General features: G+C 48.9%; 12 protein-coding genes, 4 tRNA genes and 3 rRNA genes. 16 read left to right on the forward strand and 3 right to left on the reverse strand.

Annotated features, from left to right (window positions below; translation table 11 throughout):
* Positions 1–5: 5 nt before the first annotated feature.
* The 3 genes from ESP131_RS05825 to ESP131_RS05835 are packed head-to-tail and all read left to right on the forward strand — an operon-like array spanning position 6 to position 2,716.
* Positions 6–2,066 (forward strand): ABC transporter ATP-binding protein, encoded by a 2,061-nt coding sequence (locus ESP131_RS05825; protein ID WP_069940349.1) that lies wholly within the window; start codon positions 6–8, stop codon positions 2,064–2,066.
* A gap of 60 nt (positions 2,067–2,126) precedes the next feature.
* Positions 2,127–2,447 carry a DUF1811 family protein gene (locus ESP131_RS05830; protein ID WP_023467306.1) on the forward strand — a complete coding sequence of 107 codons (321 nt, stop codon included), beginning with the start codon at positions 2,127–2,129 and terminating at the stop codon, positions 2,445–2,447.
* Positions 2,444–2,716 (forward strand): YfhJ family protein, encoded by a 273-nt coding sequence (locus ESP131_RS05835; protein WP_029340905.1) that lies wholly within the window; start codon positions 2,444–2,446, stop codon positions 2,714–2,716. The genes ESP131_RS05830 and ESP131_RS05835 overlap by 4 nt, the downstream gene beginning before the upstream one ends.
* A 45-nt stretch (positions 2,717–2,761) precedes the next feature.
* On the opposite strand, the gene ESP131_RS05840 is transcribed toward ESP131_RS05835, so the two are convergent.
* Positions 2,762–3,745, reverse strand: a complete 984-nt coding sequence (locus ESP131_RS05840) for a metal-dependent hydrolase (protein WP_047395183.1) — start codon at positions 3,743–3,745, stop codon at positions 2,762–2,764.
* Between the two features lie 103 nt (positions 3,746–3,848).
* Between ESP131_RS05840 and mutY the strand changes: the two genes are divergently transcribed.
* The 4 genes from mutY to ESP131_RS05860 all read left to right on the forward strand — a co-directional run bounded on the left by mutY (position 3,849) and on the right by ESP131_RS05860 (position 7,773).
* Positions 3,849–4,865 carry an A/G-specific adenine glycosylase gene (mutY, locus tag ESP131_RS05845; RefSeq protein ID WP_029340907.1) on the forward strand — a complete coding sequence of 339 codons (1,017 nt, stop codon included), beginning with the start codon at positions 3,849–3,851 and terminating at the stop codon, positions 4,863–4,865.
* Positions 4,865–5,290: an SRPBCC family protein gene (locus ESP131_RS05850; protein ID WP_029340908.1), complete on the forward strand. Its 426-nt coding sequence runs from the start codon at positions 4,865–4,867 to the stop codon at positions 5,288–5,290. The genes mutY and ESP131_RS05850 overlap by 1 nt, the downstream gene beginning before the upstream one ends.
* A gap of 116 nt (positions 5,291–5,406) precedes the next feature.
* Positions 5,407–5,949, forward strand: coding sequence for a nucleoside tri-diphosphate phosphatase (gene ntdP / locus ESP131_RS05855; RefSeq protein WP_023467311.1), 543 nt, complete (start codon positions 5,407–5,409; stop codon positions 5,947–5,949).
* 90 nt (positions 5,950–6,039) lie between these two features.
* Positions 6,040–7,773: an ABC transporter ATP-binding protein gene (locus ESP131_RS05860; RefSeq protein WP_047395203.1), complete on the forward strand. Its 1,734-nt coding sequence runs from the start codon at positions 6,040–6,042 to the stop codon at positions 7,771–7,773.
* 51 nt (positions 7,774–7,824) lie between these two features.
* On the opposite strand, the gene ESP131_RS05865 is transcribed toward ESP131_RS05860, so the two are convergent.
* Positions 7,825–9,123, reverse strand: a complete 1,299-nt coding sequence (locus tag ESP131_RS05865) for a glutamate-1-semialdehyde 2,1-aminomutase (RefSeq protein ID WP_029340910.1) — start codon at positions 9,121–9,123, stop codon at positions 7,825–7,827.
* 175 nt (positions 9,124–9,298) lie between these two features.
* Here ESP131_RS05865 and perR point away from each other — a divergent pair, with 175 nt between their 5' ends.
* The gene (gene perR, locus ESP131_RS05870) at positions 9,299–9,721 is read left to right on the forward strand and encodes a peroxide-responsive transcriptional repressor PerR (protein ID WP_369792039.1); all 423 of its coding nucleotides are present in this window, start codon (positions 9,299–9,301) and stop codon (positions 9,719–9,721) included.
* Positions 9,722–9,735: 14 nt separating this feature from the next.
* On the opposite strand, the gene ESP131_RS05875 is transcribed toward perR, so the two are convergent.
* Positions 9,736–10,098 (reverse strand): DUF2614 family zinc ribbon-containing protein, encoded by a 363-nt coding sequence (locus ESP131_RS05875; RefSeq protein ID WP_029340912.1) that lies wholly within the window; start codon positions 10,096–10,098, stop codon positions 9,736–9,738.
* Between the two features lie 114 nt (positions 10,099–10,212).
* Here ESP131_RS05875 and ESP131_RS05880 point away from each other — a divergent pair, with 114 nt between their 5' ends.
* From ESP131_RS05880 to ESP131_RS05915, 8 genes are all read left to right on the forward strand, one after another.
* The gene (locus tag ESP131_RS05880; protein ID WP_029340913.1) at positions 10,213–11,082 is read left to right on the forward strand and encodes a nucleotidyltransferase-like protein; all 870 of its coding nucleotides are present in this window, start codon (positions 10,213–10,215) and stop codon (positions 11,080–11,082) included.
* 347 nt (positions 11,083–11,429) lie between these two features.
* Positions 11,430–12,991 (forward strand): 16S ribosomal RNA (locus ESP131_RS05885).
* A 165-nt stretch (positions 12,992–13,156) separates the two neighbouring features.
* A 23S ribosomal RNA gene (locus tag ESP131_RS05890) occupies positions 13,157–16,070 on the forward strand.
* Between the two features lie 102 nt (positions 16,071–16,172).
* Positions 16,173–16,288: ribosomal RNA gene (gene rrf, locus ESP131_RS05895) — 5S ribosomal RNA — on the forward strand.
* Together the 16S, 23S and 5S rRNA genes with 4 tRNA genes alongside form the textbook arrangement of a ribosomal RNA operon.
* Positions 16,289–16,294: 6 nt before the next feature.
* Positions 16,295–16,369, forward strand: a tRNA-Asn gene (locus ESP131_RS05900).
* Positions 16,370–16,395: 26 nt separating this feature from the next.
* Positions 16,396–16,486, forward strand: a tRNA-Ser gene (locus ESP131_RS05905).
* Positions 16,487–16,507: 21 nt separating this feature from the next.
* Positions 16,508–16,582: transfer RNA gene (locus ESP131_RS05910), tRNA-Glu, on the forward strand.
* A gap of 10 nt (positions 16,583–16,592) precedes the next feature.
* Positions 16,593–16,666: transfer RNA gene (locus ESP131_RS05915), tRNA-Met, on the forward strand.
* The last annotated feature ends 2 nt before the right edge of the window (positions 16,667–16,668 follow it).

Here is a 16,668-nt window from a genome sequence, read left to right on the forward strand (position 1 = left end):
TCTGCATGAATGAATTAGATTTATACCAACTCGATCCGGCACGTCGGAAGACGACGATCCGTTCGTTGATCCGCTATGCGATGCATGAGAAACAAGCGATCTTTTTAGGATTATTTTTACTCGTACTGGCAGTCGGAGCGGAATTGACAGGTCCGTATATTGCGAAAGTCATCATCGATGAACATATCGTGGCAATTGAAAAGGACTGGGTCGAGGTTAAATCAGACGGTGCGGTCATCTATGACGGCCGTCAGTTCGCCAAAGCACAAGACGTCTCGAAAAGTCAGATTGTTCAATCCGTCTCGATCGTCCAAACGACCAACGGCTACTTTTTCGTACCGAAACAAGTCGTCAGTGGGGGAGAGCGGAAAATCAATGGAAATACGATGACGATCACGCGTGGAGACGACGTCTACACGTATGATAATATTCAAAAACTGACACAAGGACAGGTCTATGATTTTTATTCAAAAGACTTAAAAGCAATCGGCTGGTTGTCCTTGATCTACGTCCTTTTGCTGCTGGCAGCGGCTGGTTTGAACTGGATTCAACAAATCTTGCTCCAGCGATCTGCCCATAAAATCATTAAACGGATGCGGCTTGATGTCTTTACGCATCTGCAACAGTTACCGGTCCGTTATTTCGATCAGACACCGATCGGTAAAATTGTCAGTCGGGTCACGAACGATACGGAAACGATTCGCGATCTTTATCTCGGTGTGCTCGCCCGAGTCTTCTCAGGGATCATCACGATGGCGGGGATTCTCGTCGCGATGTTCTTCCTCGATTATCGCTTAGGACTCGTCTCGCTGATCATCATTCCGATCGTTTATTTTTGGATTCAGCTGTTCCAGAAACTTGCGACGAAGAACAACTTCAAGGTCCGCTCGCTCGTTGCCGACATGAATGGTCAACTGAATGAGAACATCCAGACGATGCCGATCATTCAGGCTTATGCACGCGAGAAGGAAGTCCTTGCCGAATTCGAACAAAAAAACGAAGAAAACTATCAGACGCGGGCAAAGTTGTTACGACTCGATGCCCTGATGTCTCATAACCTATCCTACTTTTTGAAAAACTTGACGCTCGCCTTGTTGATTTGGGTCGTCGGCGGAAAAAGTCTGACGAACGGATCGTTTTTATCGCTCGGGATTTTATATGCGTATATCGATTACGTGTCCCGTTTATTCGAACCCGTCACCCAAATCATGAATCAGCTGTCACCGCTACAACAAGCACTCGTTTCAGCGGACCGGATGTTCCAATTGCTTGACGAAAAGGGAGAGCCGGTCGAACAAGGTCGCGTTGCTCGGTTTAAAGGAGCGGTGACCTTCAAAGACGTTGAATTCAGTTATGAAGCGGGGAATCCCGTATTACGTGAGATTCAAATCGATGCTCGTCCTGGCGCGACGATTGCTCTCGTCGGTCACACGGGTAGCGGGAAAAGTTCAATCATGAATTTATTAATGCGTTTCTATGATCCGTCAAAAGGACAGTTGTTGATTGACGGACAGGACGTGACGACTTTACCGAAACAAGCGGTTCGTGAGCATATGGGCATCGTCTTACAGGATCCGTTCCTCTTCACAGGAACGATTCGCTCGAACATCACACTCGGCAATCCTGATATTTCAGAAGAACGGGTACGACAAGCAATCGAAGCCGTCGGCGCGGATCGGTTCATTGATCGTTTACCGAACGGGCTCGATGAACCAGTCATCGAAAAAGGTGCCACATTATCAGCGGGTGAACGACAGTTGATCAGTTTTGCCCGTGCGTTAGCGTTCGATCCTGCGATCCTAGTTCTTGACGAAGCGACAGCGAGCGTTGATTCGGAAACGGAAGCGGTCATTCAAGATGCTTTACTGACGTTGACGAAAGGACGAACGACGTTCATCATCGCCCACCGCTTGTCGACGATCAAAGATGCGGATGAGATTCTTGTTCTCGATCGTGGTCAAATCGTCGAGCGAGGGTCCCATGATGTGCTCCTTGCAACGTCCGGTATTTATGCGAAAATGTATGCGTTACAAAGTAAGCGGAATCTTGAATTGAAATCAAGCTAATCCATCCAGTTTCTCCTCCTTTTCGTTTATACTGAAAAACGAAGAGGGGGAGTTTTTGTAATGGAGACACGGATGAGTCAATTATCGAAATACGAGCTTGAGATGTTGATCACGAAATTAAGTGAACAAAAACGAAAAGCGGAGCAACACGGGAACGTCAGTGAAGTGGAGGTCGTGACGCGGAAAATCGCTATTGCGAAAAGTTATTTGATTGATCCGGCACGATTCGAACGGGGGGCCTTTTACCGAATCGAAGGAGAAGAGGCACGATTTGAGTTACACTTCGTCAATGGCGTCATGGGCTGGGGACATTTTGAAGGAACCGCTCAGGAAGTCGCGATTCCGCTCGCGTTATTCACAGGAGAGGGAGAACAGACATGACGAATCGAGAACAAGCCCTTCAGCAACTGGCTGAAGAATTATTGCAAGTAAATGAAGTATTAATCCCGGAAGAAGCACTGACGTGGGTCGAAGTGCTTTGGGAAGATTTCGAAGCGACACTCGCACGCGCAGGTGAGAAATATCAAGGTGAAGCCGTCGCGGTTCATTTCGTCGAGCAGCAGATCAAACAGCACGGGGCAATGTTGCACCGGTTTAATACGACGAACGAAAAATTCAAGCATTTGATGACAGGTCGAAACGTCGAATGAAAAAAGCTCCGCACATCGGGATTTCCGTTGCGCGGAGCTTTGTCTTTATAATGCAGGGATGAACAGTTTTTTCTGCAAGGTCCGTTCGCTGAAGACCCAGCCGGTATAGGAGCTGACGATTTCTTGTGTGGCGGCGTCGATTCTGACGACGGCAACGAATGGATAGACTTCCTTCGTGAAGTAACGCAAGTTGGTGAAGCGGTATTCGACAATGCCATCCTTTCGTGAGACCGTATACGTATGAATCTTCGAGAACTCAAGAAACGCTTGCAAGTCAGCATTTTGTTTGACGATTTCGTACAAGGCGTCACCGTGTGGTTCGTCCTTGATGCGGAAGTTTCCACATTCGACGACGGTTCCACTGTTGATCTTAACGACGGAATACTCATCGCGTAATCGTGCCGCGACATGCCACTCATCCCATTTCATGCCAGGTGAGATGAACAGTTTATGGGCGCCGCGATAATAGCGTGCAGCGGTCGCGAGTGCATCGTTTCGCAACTTGAACTGCACAGCGTAATAGATGATGACGATAGCGATCAAAATCGGGAAGATGACGATCGTCGCTCTCGTTAGTAGCCAAATCCCGAACGCGGCATAATACATCGTGAACAGATATGGATCAAACGTATTGATGACACCCCAACCGATCCAGGATTGTTTGAACGGGTGTAAGGCTTGTGTACCGTAAGCATTAAACAGATCGACAAAGACATGAAGAGCGACAGCGATCTGCGCCATCAGCCATAATGAAGTCGGAGGTATACCGAACAACGTGCCGATGACGATTGAAAGTAATAACGGCCAGGCGAGCAAGGCAATCAACCCGTGCGATTTTCCGCGGTGTTGACGCAAGTAGGCGCTGTTTCCTTTAAATTTAAAAACAGTATCGAAGTCCGGTGCGTGTGAGCCGACGAGCGCCGTCGTCGTCACGGCAGCAAACATCGTCGTGCTCGCTGCGACGTCAGGGTGTAGCGTCGAGATGGCGGCGAGACAAAGTCCCATGCCGATATGCGTACCAGTATCCAATGCGAATTCGCTCCTTCTATAAAATCGTGATGGTGAATCCATCGAGGTTCTGCCGAGTAATTTTTAATAAATATATCGTATCCAAGAGAAAAGAGGTAACCTTTTGACTGTCGTTCAAGAATATTTCACAAACTTTAATAAAACACAATTTACCACAGAACTGATTGCCTGGTTCCTTCGTGAACAGCGGGATCTCCCGTGGCGAAGAACCAAAAACCCGTATCATATCTGGATTAGTGAGATCATGCTCCAACAAACACGTGTCGATACGGTCATTCCATATTATGAACGCTTCACGAAACGTTTTCCGACTCCACATGATTTAGCAGAAGCGGATCAGAGTGAAGTCCTGAAACACTGGGAAGGCTTAGGGTACTATTCCCGTGTCAAGAATCTTCAAATCGCGGTTCAGGAAGTTGTTGAAAAATATGACGGAATCGTTCCGGATGAGAAGGAATTATTCAGTCAGCTGAAGGGTGTCGGTCCGTACACGACGGGAGCGGTACTGTCGATTGCTTATGGACAGGCAGAACCAGCAGTAGACGGAAACGTGATGCGGGTTCTCTCGCGTGTACTTGGAATCTATGAAGATATTGCTGCACCGAAGACGAGAAAGTTGTTTGAAGCTGCGGTTTATCAGTTGATTGATCCGGCTGATCCGTCAAGCTTCAATCAAGGCTTGATGGAACTTGGTGCGATGGTCTGTACGCCGAAGTCTCCGATGTGTGGACTCTGTCCTGTTCAAGACGTTTGTTTTGCATATGATCGAAATGCACAGGAAGAACTACCTGTGAAGACGAAGAAAGGGAAGACGCAAATTATTCCTTATGATGCTCTTGTTTATGAAGCAGACGGAAAAATCGCAATTGAACAACGGGCGGAGACCGGTTTGCTTGCTGGTATGTGGCAATACCCACTTCGAGAAGCAGAAGAAGATCGTAATGGAACGCTTGTCGGGCACGTCCGACATATCTTTTCACACCGGATCTGGGAAATTGCCGTTTATCGCGTGACGGAACAGCCGGACCAGACGGTACTGGTTGATCAGGAAACGTATGCGAAGCATCCGGTATCTGTCGCGCAAATGAAGATTGATCGACTATTAAAGGGGGAGATCTAATGCATACTTTTCGTTTTGAGACACGTGTCGATACATCAAAGGAGCAAGCGTGGGATTTTTTAAGTGACGCCAAGGCCTTAAGTCGATTGACGGTATTTCCGCAAGTGAAGACGTCAGGCGATACGCGGACACGAGCGGGAAATACGATTCGTCTGCGCGTTGGTGTTCCTCCACTATTTGTCTCGTGGACGTCTTGGATTCCTTTCGTAGAAGAATATGTCTTCGTTGATGTCGGTACAAAAGTTCCGTATCCATTCCGGGCATGGTGCCATGTGCATCGGGTCGAAGAACGTGAATCTGGCGTCTATTTCGTGGATGAAGTGACGTATGCATCCTTCTTGCCAGCTTTCATCATTGAAGCATTCATCTTGAAACCGATGTTCAAACAACGAAAAAATGCGATTTTGAATCACTTTCAAGCCTGAATTCCGTCATTTTTCTGAAAAAATACCCTTTCGTTTTTCATGCGTTCTGAAAATGGGTATAATAAGCACGAGAGTATAACAGAATGGAAGAAAAACGCTTTAGAAAGGAGTAGCACATGAGTCGATTCCCAAAAGAAAGTAGCAAGATTGAGATTCAAAGTTTCAAACATAACGGGAGCTTACACAGAGTTTGGGAAGAAACGCTCGTGCTGAAATCGACGGAAGAAGAATTGATTGGGTTCAATGACCGCATTATGGTCAGTGAATCGGATGGTCGTCAGTGGCGAACACGAGAGCCTGCAATCTGTTACTTTTCAACAGAACTCTGGTTCAATGTCATTTGTATGATTCGGGAGGACGGCATTTATTATTACTGCAATCTTGGATCACCTTCTACGTTCGATGAGAAAGATCGAGCAGTCAAGTACATTGATTACGATTTAGATATCAAAGTATATCCGGACATGTCCTACATGATCCTCGATGAGGACGAGTATGAGAAGCATCGCCGCGAGATGAACTATCCGAAGGCGATTGATCGTATTTTGAAAGACAATGTCCAAATCCTGATTCAATGGATCCGCAGTCGGAAGGGTCCATTTAACCCGGCTTTCGTGGATATGTGGTATCGTGAATATGAAACAAGATATCGGAGATGATGGTTCGCCATCGTCTTTTTTTAATTGAAGGAAGTGAAACACGTGGCAACACAAGCAAAACGTAAGAAACAAGGCTCGATCCGCCGCTATATGGCATTCGTCAAGCCGTATCAAAAACAGATTCTCCTGACGGTTTTCGTCGGGATCATCAAGTTCTCGATCCCACTCGGACTTCCGTTGTTGTATAAGTACATCATCGATAATATCCTAACCGGAAACACGATGCCGATGGCGGAAAAAAGTAAACAACTGGCATACTTAATCGGAGCGGGTGTCTTCATCTTCTTGATCGTCAAACCGCCGCTCGAATATGTTCGTCAGTACCTCGCGCAATGGTCCGCGTCGAAGATTTTATTTGACGTACGGAATCGATTGTTTGATCATGTTCAGAAATTATCACTTCGATTTTATTCGAATACGAAAACCGGAGAAGTCATTTCGCGGATCATCAATGATGTCGAGCAGACGAAAGATTTCGTCGTCACGGGATTAATGAATTTATGGCTTGATATGATCACGATTTTCATTGCGATCGCGATCATGTGGACGATTGATCCGAAGTTGACGCTCGTCGCCATCATTCCATTACCATTCTATGCCCTTGCCGTTAAGTTCTTTTATGGTCGCTTACGTGGATTGACACGGGAACGCTCGGCAGCCCTTGCGGAACTACAAGGTCATTTGACAGAACGGGTCAACGGGATGGCGGTCATTCGTAGTTTTGCACTCGAACCACACGAGAACAAAGCGTTTAAACATCAAAATGATGGATTCTTAAAAGCCGCGCTTCGTCAAACGAACTGGAATGCACGGACGTATGTCGTCGTCTCGACGATTACGGACTTCGCACCGATCCTGATCTTCGGAACGGCAGCCTTCTTCGTCTTGAACGGACAAGTGTCGCTAGGAACGATGGTCGCATTCATTGGGTATATCGACCGTCTGTATGCGCCGCTCGGTCGTCTCGTCAACTCCTCAACGACGTTGACACAGTCGATTGCTTCGATGGACCGGATGTTCGAGTTTTTAGATGAGCCGTATGATATCACAGAAAAACCAAATGCACGCGATCCAAAAGACGTCCGCGGAAACGTTCAGTTTGAAAATATCAGTTTCGCTTATGAAGAAGGCGGCGAGCTAGCGATTGATCGTTTAACGCTTGACGTTCAGGCAGGCGAACGGATTGCTTTCGTCGGGATGTCAGGTGGTGGGAAATCAACGCTCGTCAGTTTGATTCCGCGCTTCTATGATGTGTCTGCCGGTCGGATCACACTGGACGGCGTTGACATTCGTGACTTGAAGTTGCGTGGTCTTCGCGATCAGATCGGGATGGTCATGCAGGAATCGATTCTCTTCAGTGAATCGGTCCAGATGAACATCAAGATGGGGAATCCGGAGGCGACGGACGAGGAAGTCATCGCAGCAGCAAAAGCAGCAAATGCCCATGAATTCATCGAACGGTTACCAAACGGTTATCATACGCCGGTCGGAGAACGCGGCGTCAAGTTATCAGGTGGTCAAAAACAACGTCTTGCGATTGCACGGGTCTTCTTGAAGAATCCACCGATTCTAATTTTGGATGAGGCGACGAGTGCGCTTGATTTAGAGAGCGAAGCGATGATTCAAGACTCGTTAGCACGTCTCGCGAAAGGGCGGACGACGTTTACTGTCGCGCATCGTTTATCAACGATCACCGATGCCGATAAGATCGTCGTCATCGAAAATGGTCAAATTACGGAAATCGGCACACACGAAGTCCTCATGCAAAAACGAGGCGCTTATTTCGAACTGTATGCGATTCAAAATCTGGAACTCGTCGAATAACACAAAAGCAGCGATCCTCGTGAGGGTCGCTGCTTTTTTTAGGAGAAAGACTTAGAGTCGAGCAAAGGCACGATCGACTGCTGCGATCGTTTCTGTGATGTCGGATTCCGTGTGTTCTGTCGTCAAGAACCACGCTTCGTATTTCGAAGGAGCGAGGTTAATGCCTTCTTCAAGCATCAACTTGAAGAAGCGACCGAACATCTCACTGTCCGCACGTTCTGCACCATCATAGTCAATGACCGTTTCATCCGTGAAGTAAACCGTCATGGCGCCTTTGAGACGGTTGATCGTAATCGTCACGTCATGACGTTTTGCTGCATCAAGGACACCTTGTTCGAGTAAGGCACCAAGATGATCGAGTTGTTCATAAACGCCAGGCTGCTCGAGTAATTCAAGGCAAGCGATACCGGCAGCCATCGATGCTGGGTTACCTGCCATCGTCCCCGCTTGGTAAGCAGGACCGAGTGGCGCGACATGTTCCATGATTTCCTTACGACCGCCATACGCACCGATCGGTAGTCCACCGCCGATGATTTTTCCGAGTGCCGTCATATCAGGACGGATATCGAGTAGTTCTTGTGCACTGCCGTACGTGAAGCGGAAGGCTGTGATGACTTCATCGTAGATGACGAGTGCGCCGTGAGCATGCGTGATTTCGTTGACCGCAGCAAGGAAACCAGGTTGCGGTTCGACGATGCCGAAGTTTCCGACGATTGGTTCGACGAGTACACAAGCGATTTGGTCGCCCCATTGTTCCATGATTTGACGATACGATTCGATATCATTGAACGGTGTCGTAATGACTTCTTTTGCCGTCGCTTTCGTGACACCGGCTGAATCTGGGGAACCAAGTGTTGCTGGTCCGCTTCCTGCTGCGATCAGCATCAGATCCGAGTGACCGTGGTAACAACCACTGAACTTCACGACAAGCTCACGACCTGTATACGCACGAGCGACGCGAATCGTCGTCATGACGGCTTCGGTTCCAGAGTTCGTGAAACGAACCTTTTCAAGCGATGGGATTGCTTTTTGTAGTTTATGTGCAAAGTCGATTTCTAGACGATGTGGTGTGCCGTAAAGAAGACCGTTTTGGGCAGCATGGGTGATCGCTTCCGTAATGTGAGGATGACCGTGTCCCGTGATGATCGGACCATAGGCTGCTAAGTAATCGATATAGCGATTGCCATCGACATCGTAAAAGTAAGCACCTTCTCCGCGTTCCATATAGACAGGTGCACCGCCGCCGACGGCTTTGAATGAACGGGATGGGCTGTTGACGCCACCAACGATACACTCTTGTGCGATTTCATATAACGCCTCTGAAGTAGGACGTGTAGTATGGGTAGACATGAGGATTCCTCCAATCGATAATTCGTGAAAAATATCACGATATGATTGTATCATGGACGTCAAATCCGGTGCAGAGCCGTTGACGGAATGCCTATTTGTAGGTAGACTAATTATAAAGATTACAATCTGATAATCAATGAAAGATAGAAATGAGGGGATGGACGTGGCTAACGAAATGCTGGATGACGCCGTGAAGTCACTTCGGGAATCAGGCGTTCGAATGACACCACAACGTCACGCGATTTTGGAATATTTAACGACGGGACACACGCATCCGACAGCGGATGAGATTTATCGTGCACTCGAGCATCGATTTCCAAACATGAGTGTGGCTACTGTATATAATAACTTACGCGTGTTTCGAGAAAAGGGAATCGTTGAGGAAATGAATTATGGAGACGCTTCAAGTCGCTTCGACTTCGTTACGACACGCCATTACCACATGATCTGTGAGAACTGTGGAAAGATCGTTGATTTCAACTATCCTGTGCTCGATGATGTCGAAACGGTTGCGGCGCACTTAACGGGCTTTAAAGTCGATCGTCACCGATTAGAAGTGTACGGAACTTGTCCGGACTGTCAATCGAATGTCCAATAAAAAAACGAGCTGCCTTAGCGGGGAGCTCGTTTATTGTGTTTATTATATTTTTCATCGAATTCTTTTCCTTCAAGAGACGGATCCATCGTCAGTGGTTCATCGCAATGCATACATAAGTCGACGCGACCAAGGACTTTTGTTTCTTTTCCACAGTTTGGACAAGTGACGACAGCTGCTTTTGTTGATGTTAGACCAATCAAGAAATAGAGTGCCGTACTAGCGAGGACCATGACGAAGCCGAGAAGCATGAGTAAGACCATGATGATTTCAAATTGTTTGAGTAATAGGCCGCCATACATGACGAGCATCCCACCGAATACAAGAAACATAGCAAGGTTTCGTGCGCGGTTTATTTTATTTTTACGTTGTTTTTTCAAGTGAATTCCCCCTGTTGTCAGTCTAGCATAAGATGTGCGACTGCCTGAAGAAGGAAAGCTTGTTTTTTTGTCGAAAATGGTAACGACGAGTTCGTATAGAAGGGTGAGAAGTAAATGGAACAAGCAACACGGACGATTTATTCGGAATACGCGGCTTATCGTGAAACGCAAGGAATCATTGCTGTTGAGAAACGACAGCCACGGGATTCCCTAACGGATCAATTTGATACGCTTCTTGTTGTCATCACAAGAGATCCGGAAGTCGAATGGACGATCAAACATTACCGGTTGAACACACTGAAGGTATCCTTACATCTTGTACACGAGGATGTGTTATCACGCTGGATTTTGTTAAATGCGAATCGACGAGCGATCCACTGGATTGCAGAGGGAACAATCGTGTTCGAACGAAATGATTACTTAGTTGATTTAAAACGGCAACTACTCAACTTTCCTGATGAGGAACGTCATTTACAGATGACGATTTCATTTGCTAAATTATTACGTCGTTTTCAAGATGGAAGAAACTTGTTCAGTCGCGGACATCATTATGATGCCTATACACATGTTCATCATGCATTGCACCATCTCGCGCGACTATCCGTCCTCGAGAAAGGGAAACATCCCGAGACAGTCGTCTGGGAGCAAGCGCGACTGGATGATCCGGATGTTTATAAACTATATGAACAATTATTGATGAGTGAAGAGACGCTAGATCAACGTATTCATCTTGCATTGATTGGACTTGAACATCTTTTACAGTCCAAGGTGTTATCGGGAGGGCGTTATCTATTCGAAATCATGCGTGAACGGACGGTACCTTGGACGATGTATGAATTGATGGAAGAAGAACGACTGCAAGAAGTTAAAGTGGATTTAAGTAGTTTGATCGACTTCTTCATGCGAAAAGGTTTGATTCGTATTTCGTATCAAACGACTAAAGGTGCAGGGGTCGAACTTGTGACGTATGAGCCGGTCGTATGACGATCGGCTTTATTTTTTTCTCATGATCGTTTTGGCTATATATAGAAGGAAAAAGATTGCGAAAGTTTTTTTAGAAAAACTATTGACGGTGTTATACCGAGATAGTATATTAATACATGTCGACAGGGCAACACACACTGGACGGTGACAAGAAAGAAAAAAGATTTCAAAAAGGGATTGACGCTTAAGTTATTCCATGATATCTTATTAAAGTCGCTGAAAACGACACGACGAACTTTGAAAACTGAACGATGAGGCAAAAATCGTATTCTACGGAATACAAAAACGAATGAAGCGCAAGCTTCGTCAATCGTGACTTCGGTCACAAAAACGAGCAAGTCAAACACTTTATGGAGAGTTTGATCCTGGCTCAGGACGAACGCTGGCGGCGTGCCTAATACATGCAAGTCGAGCGCAGGAAACTGACGGAACTCTTCGGAGGGAAGGCAGTGGAATGAGCGGCGGACGGGTGAGTAACACGTAAGGAACCTGCCTCAAGGATTGGGATAACTCCGAGAAATCGGAGCTAATACCGGATAGTTCAACGGACCGCATGGTCCGCTGATGAAAGGCGCTTCGGCGTCACCTTGAGATGGCCTTGCGGTGCATTAGCTAGTTGGTGGGGTAACGGCCCACCAAGGCGACGATGCATAGCCGACCTGAGAGGGTGATCGGCCACACTGGGACTGAGACACGGCCCAGACTCCTACGGGAGGCAGCAGTAGGGAATCTTCCACAATGGACGAAAGTCTGATGGAGCAACGCCGCGTGAGTGATGAAGGTTTTCGGATCGTAAAACTCTGTTGTAAGGGAAGAACACGTACGAGAGGTAATGCTCGTACCTTGACGGTACCTTACGAGAAAGCCACGGCTAACTACGTGCCAGCAGCCGCGGTAATACGTAGGTGGCAAGCGTTGTCCGGAATTATTGGGCGTAAAGCGCGCGCAGGCGGCCTTTTAAGTCTGATGTGAAAGCCCCCGGCTCAACCGGGGAGGGCCATTGGAAACTGGAAGGCTTGAGTACAGAAGAGAAGAGTGGAATTCCACGTGTAGCGGTGAAATGCGTAGAGATGTGGAGGAACACCAGTGGCGAAGGCGACTCTTTGGTCTGTAACTGACGCTGAGGCGCGAAAGCGTGGGGAGCAAACAGGATTAGATACCCTGGTAGTCCACGCCGTAAACGATGAGTGCTAGGTGTTGGGGGGTTTCCGCCCCTCAGTGCTGAAGCTAACGCATTAAGCACTCCGCCTGGGGAGTACGGCCGCAAGGCTGAAACTCAAAGGAATTGACGGGGACCCGCACAAGCGGTGGAGCATGTGGTTTAATTCGAAGCAACGCGAAGAACCTTACCAACTCTTGACATCCCATTGACCGCTTGAGAGATCAAGTTTTCCCTTCGGGGACAATGGTGACAGGTGGTGCATGGTTGTCGTCAGCTCGTGTCGTGAGATGTTGGGTTAAGTCCCGCAACGAGCGCAACCCCTATCCTTAGTTGCCAGCATTTAGTTGGGCACTCTAGGGAGACTGCCGGTGACAAACCGGAGGAAGGTGGGGATGACGTCAAATCATCATGCCCCTTATGAGTTGGGCTACACACGTGCTACAATGGACGGTACAAAGGGCAGCGAGACCGCGAGGTGGAGCCAATCCCATAAAGCCGTTCCCAGTTCGGATTGCAGGCTGCAACTCGCCTGCATGAAGTCGGAATCGCTAGTAATCGCAGGTCAGCATACTGCGGTGAATACGTTCCCGGGTCTTGTACACACCGCCCGTCACACCACGAGAGTTTGCAACACCCGAAGCCGGTGAGGTAACCGCAAGGAGCCAGCCGTCGAAGGTGGGGTAGATGATTGGGGTGAAGTCGTAACAAGGTAGCCGTATCGGAAGGTGCGGCTGGATCACCTCCTTTCTAAGGAAAACGTCCCTTACGGGACATGCCCATCGTTCAGTTTTGAGAGCTCGTCTCTCACGTCTCGCAAGAGACACTCGCACCTTGAAAACTGAAGACATCAACAAGACATCAAACTTTTTATAACCATGTCATTAGACGTGTGTTCTTAGAATACCAACGCTAGATCAAGGTATGAAGGGCGTACGGTGGATGCCTTGGCACTAGGAGCCGATGAAGGACGCGACGAACAGCGATATGCTTCGGGGAGCAGTAAGTATGCTTTGATCCGAAGATTTCCGAATGGGGGAACCCACCATCTGTAATGGGATGGGACATGTTACATGAATACATAGTGTAGCGTGAGGCAGACCCGGGGAACTGAAACATCTAAGTACCCGGAGGAAGAGAAAGCAAATGCGATTCCCTGAGTAGCGGCGAGCGAAACGGGAACAGCCCAAACCGAAGAGCATGCTCTTCGGGGTTGTAGGACACTCTATACGGAGTCAAAAAGGAAGACAGTAGGTGAAGGACCTGGAAAGGTCGGCCGAAGAAGGTGACAGCCCTGTAGCTGAAACTGTTTTCCCTCCAGAGTGGATCCTGAGTACGGCGGGACACGTGAAACCCCGTCGGAATCCGGGAGGACCATCTCCCAAGGCTAAATACTCCCTAGTGACCGATAGTGAACCAGTACCGTGAGGGAAAGGTGAAAAGCACCCCGGAAGGGGAGTGAAATAGATCCTGAAACCGTATGCCTACAAGTAGTCAGAGCCCGTTAACGGGTGATGGCGTGCCTTTTGTAGAATGAACCGGCGAGTTACGATAACGCGCGAGGTTAAGCCGATGAGGCGGAGCCGTAGCGAAAGCGAGTCTGAACAGGGCGTTCAGTGCGTTGTCGTAGACCCGAAACCAGGTGATCTACCCATGTCCAGGATGAAGGTCAGGTAACACTGACTGGAGGTCCGAACCCACGCACGTTGAAAAGTGCGGGGATGAGGTGTGGGTAGCGGTGAAATGCCAATCGAACCTGGAGATAGCTGGTTCTCCCCGAAATAGCTTTAGGGCTAGCCTCGAGGTTGAGAGTTCTGGAGGTAGAGCACTGATTGGACTAGGGGCCCCCACAGGGTTACCGAATTCAGTTAAACTCCGAATGCCAGCAACTTATACTCGGGAGTCAGACTGCGAGTGATAAGATCCGTAGTCAAGAGGGAAACAGCCCAGACCGCCAGCTAAGGTCCCAAAGTGTATGTTAAGTGGAAAAGGATGTGGCGCTGCCTAGACAGCTAGGATGTTGGCTTAGAAGCAGCCACCATTCAAAGAGTGCGTAATAGCTCACTAGTCGAGTGGCGCCGCGCCGAAAATGTAACGGGGCTAAACATACCACCGAAGCTGCGGATTCCGTAAGGAATGGTAGGGGAGCGTTCCAAACCGCTGTGAAGCTGTACCGGAAGGAGCAGTGGAGCGTTTGGAAGTGAGAATGCCGGTGTGAGTAGCGAAAAGAGGGGTGAGAATCCCCTCCGTCGAAAGCCCAAGGTTTCCTGAGGAAGGCTCGTCCGCTCAGGGTTAGTCTGGACCTAAGCCGAGGCCGAAAGGCGTAGGCGATGGATAACAGGTTGATATTCCTGTACCGCCGATCCACCGTTTGAACAATGGGGGGACGCAGGAGGATAGTGACGCATGCGGATGGAAGTGCATGTGCAAGTTTCAAGACCGTCTGATTGGCAAATCCGTCAGGCATCAAAGTCAAGGAACGATGCGGAGTCCCGTAGGGACGTAGGTCACGATTTCACACTGCCAAGAAAAGCCTCTAGTGAGGGGGAAGGCGCCAGTACCGTAAACCGACACAGGTAGGCGAGATGAGAATTCTAAGACGCGCGGGATAACTCTCGTTAAGGAACTCGGCAAAATGGTCCCGTAACTTCGGGAGAAGGGACGCTCTACATGAGTAGAGCCGCAGTGAATAGGCCCAAACGACTGTTTAGCAAAAACACAGGTCTCTGCTAAATCGCAAGATGACGTATAGGGGCTGACGCCTGCCCGGTGCTGGAAGGTTAAGGGGATGGGTTAGCGCAAGCGAAGCTTTGAACCGAAGCCCCAGTAAACGGCGGCCGTAACTATAACGGTCCTAAGGTAGCGAAATTCCTTGTCGGGTAAGTTCCGACCCGCACGAAAGGCGTAACGATTTGGGCACTGTCTCAACGAGAGACCCGGTGAAATCATAGTACCTGTGAAGATGCAGGTTACCCGCGACAGGACGGAAAGACCCCATGGAGCTTTACTACAGCCTGATATTGAGGCTTTGTGCATGATGTACAGGATAGGCGGGAGACGTCGAGCCCGGAGCGCCAGCTTCGGAGGAGTCACCCTTGGGATACCGCCCTTCATGCATAGAGTCTCTAACTCGCAGCCGTAATCCGGCTGGAGGACCGTGTCAGGCGGGTAGTTTGACTGGGGCGGTCGCCTCCTAAACAGTAACGGAGGCGCCCAAAGGTTCCCTCAGAATGGTTGGAAATCATTCGTAGAGCGCAAAGGCAGAAGGGAGCTTGACTGCGAGACCTACAAGTCGAGCAGGGACGAAAGTCGGGCTTAGTGATCCGGTGGTTCCGCATGGAAGGGCCATCGCTCAACGGATAAAAGCTACCCTGGGGATAACAGGCTGATCTCCCCCAAGAGTCCACATCGACGGGGAGGTTTGGCACCTCGATGTCGGCTCATCGCATCCTGGGGCTGGAGTAGGTCCCAAGGGTTGGGCTGTTCGCCCATTAAAGCGGTACGCGAGCTGGGTTCAGAACGTCGTGAGACAGTTCGGTCCCTATCCGTCGTGGGCGCAGGAAATTTGAGGAGAGCTGTCCTTAGTACGAGAGGACCGGGATGGACGCACCGCTGGTGTACCAGTTGTTCCGCCAGGAGCATCGCTGGGTAGCTACGTGCGGACGGGATAAATGCTGAAAGCATCTAAGCATGAAGCCCCCTCCAAGATGAGATTTCCCTTTGAGTAATCAAGAAAGACCCCTCAGAGACGATGAGGTAGATAGGTCACGGGTGGAAGCATGGCGACATGTGGAGCTGAGTGATACTAATCGGTCGAGGCCTTGTTCTAGCAGATGCATTGTTGATGACTTCAGTTTTGAGGGCACGAGCCTTTCAAAAAAACGAAAAAAAGTCTTGACGTTATGTGAACATAATGTTAAGATAATAAATGTCTGGTGGCGATAGCCAAGTGGTCACACCCGTTCCCATGCCGAACACGGAAGTTAAGCACTTGAACGCCGAAAGTAGTTGGGGGCTTCCCCCTGTGAGGATAGGACGCTGCCAGGCGATCGTTCCGCAATAGCTCAGCGGTAGAGCAACCGGCTGTTAACCGGTAGGTCGTAGGTTCAAATCCTACTTGCGGAGCCATTTATTACTTCTTCACCACGTACAATGGAGAGCTGTCCGAGTGGCCGAAGGAGCACGATTGGAAATCGTGTAGGCGTCAAAAGCGTCTCAAGGGTTCGAATCCCTTGCTCTCCGCCATCATCACTTTCAATTCATAATGGCCCGTTGGTCAAGCGGTTAAGACACCGCCCTTTCACGGCGGTAACACGGGTTCGAATCCCGTACGGGTCACCATTTATAGCGTCGCGGGGTGGAGCAGTCTGGTAGCTCGTTGGGCTCATAACCCAAAGGTCGTCGGTTCAAATCCGGCCCCCGCAATT

Origin of the sequence: Exiguobacterium sp. U13-1 (assembly GCF_001750115.1) — a bacterium.
Taxonomy (GTDB): domain Bacteria; phylum Bacillota; class Bacilli; order Exiguobacteriales; family Exiguobacteriaceae; genus Exiguobacterium_A; species Exiguobacterium_A acetylicum.

What these genes read in the sequence shown, in the direction of transcription:
- perR (WP_369792039.1), top strand. Translation starts at nt 9,299, where the DNA reads ATGCTGGATGACGCCGTGAAGTCACTTCGGGAATCAGGCGTTCGAATG.
- ESP131_RS05835 (WP_029340905.1), top strand. Translation starts at nt 2,444, where the DNA reads ATGACGAATCGAGAACAAGCCCTTCAGCAACTGGCTGAAGAATTATTG.
- ESP131_RS05825 (WP_069940349.1), top strand. Translation starts at nt 6, where the DNA reads ATGAATGAATTAGATTTATACCAACTCGATCCGGCACGTCGGAAGACG.
- ESP131_RS05880 (WP_029340913.1), top strand. Translation starts at nt 10,213, where the DNA reads ATGGAACAAGCAACACGGACGATTTATTCGGAATACGCGGCTTATCGT.
- ntdP (WP_023467311.1), top strand. Translation starts at nt 5,407, where the DNA reads ATGAGTCGATTCCCAAAAGAAAGTAGCAAGATTGAGATTCAAAGTTTC.
- ESP131_RS05830 (WP_023467306.1), top strand. Translation starts at nt 2,127, where the DNA reads ATGGAGACACGGATGAGTCAATTATCGAAATACGAGCTTGAGATGTTG.
- ESP131_RS05860 (WP_047395203.1), top strand. Translation starts at nt 6,040, where the DNA reads ATGGCATTCGTCAAGCCGTATCAAAAACAGATTCTCCTGACGGTTTTC.
- ESP131_RS05850 (WP_029340908.1), top strand. Translation starts at nt 4,865, where the DNA reads ATGCATACTTTTCGTTTTGAGACACGTGTCGATACATCAAAGGAGCAA.
- ESP131_RS05865 (WP_029340910.1), bottom strand. Translation starts at nt 9,123, where the DNA reads ATGTCTACCCATACTACACGTCCTACTTCAGAGGCGTTATATGAAATC.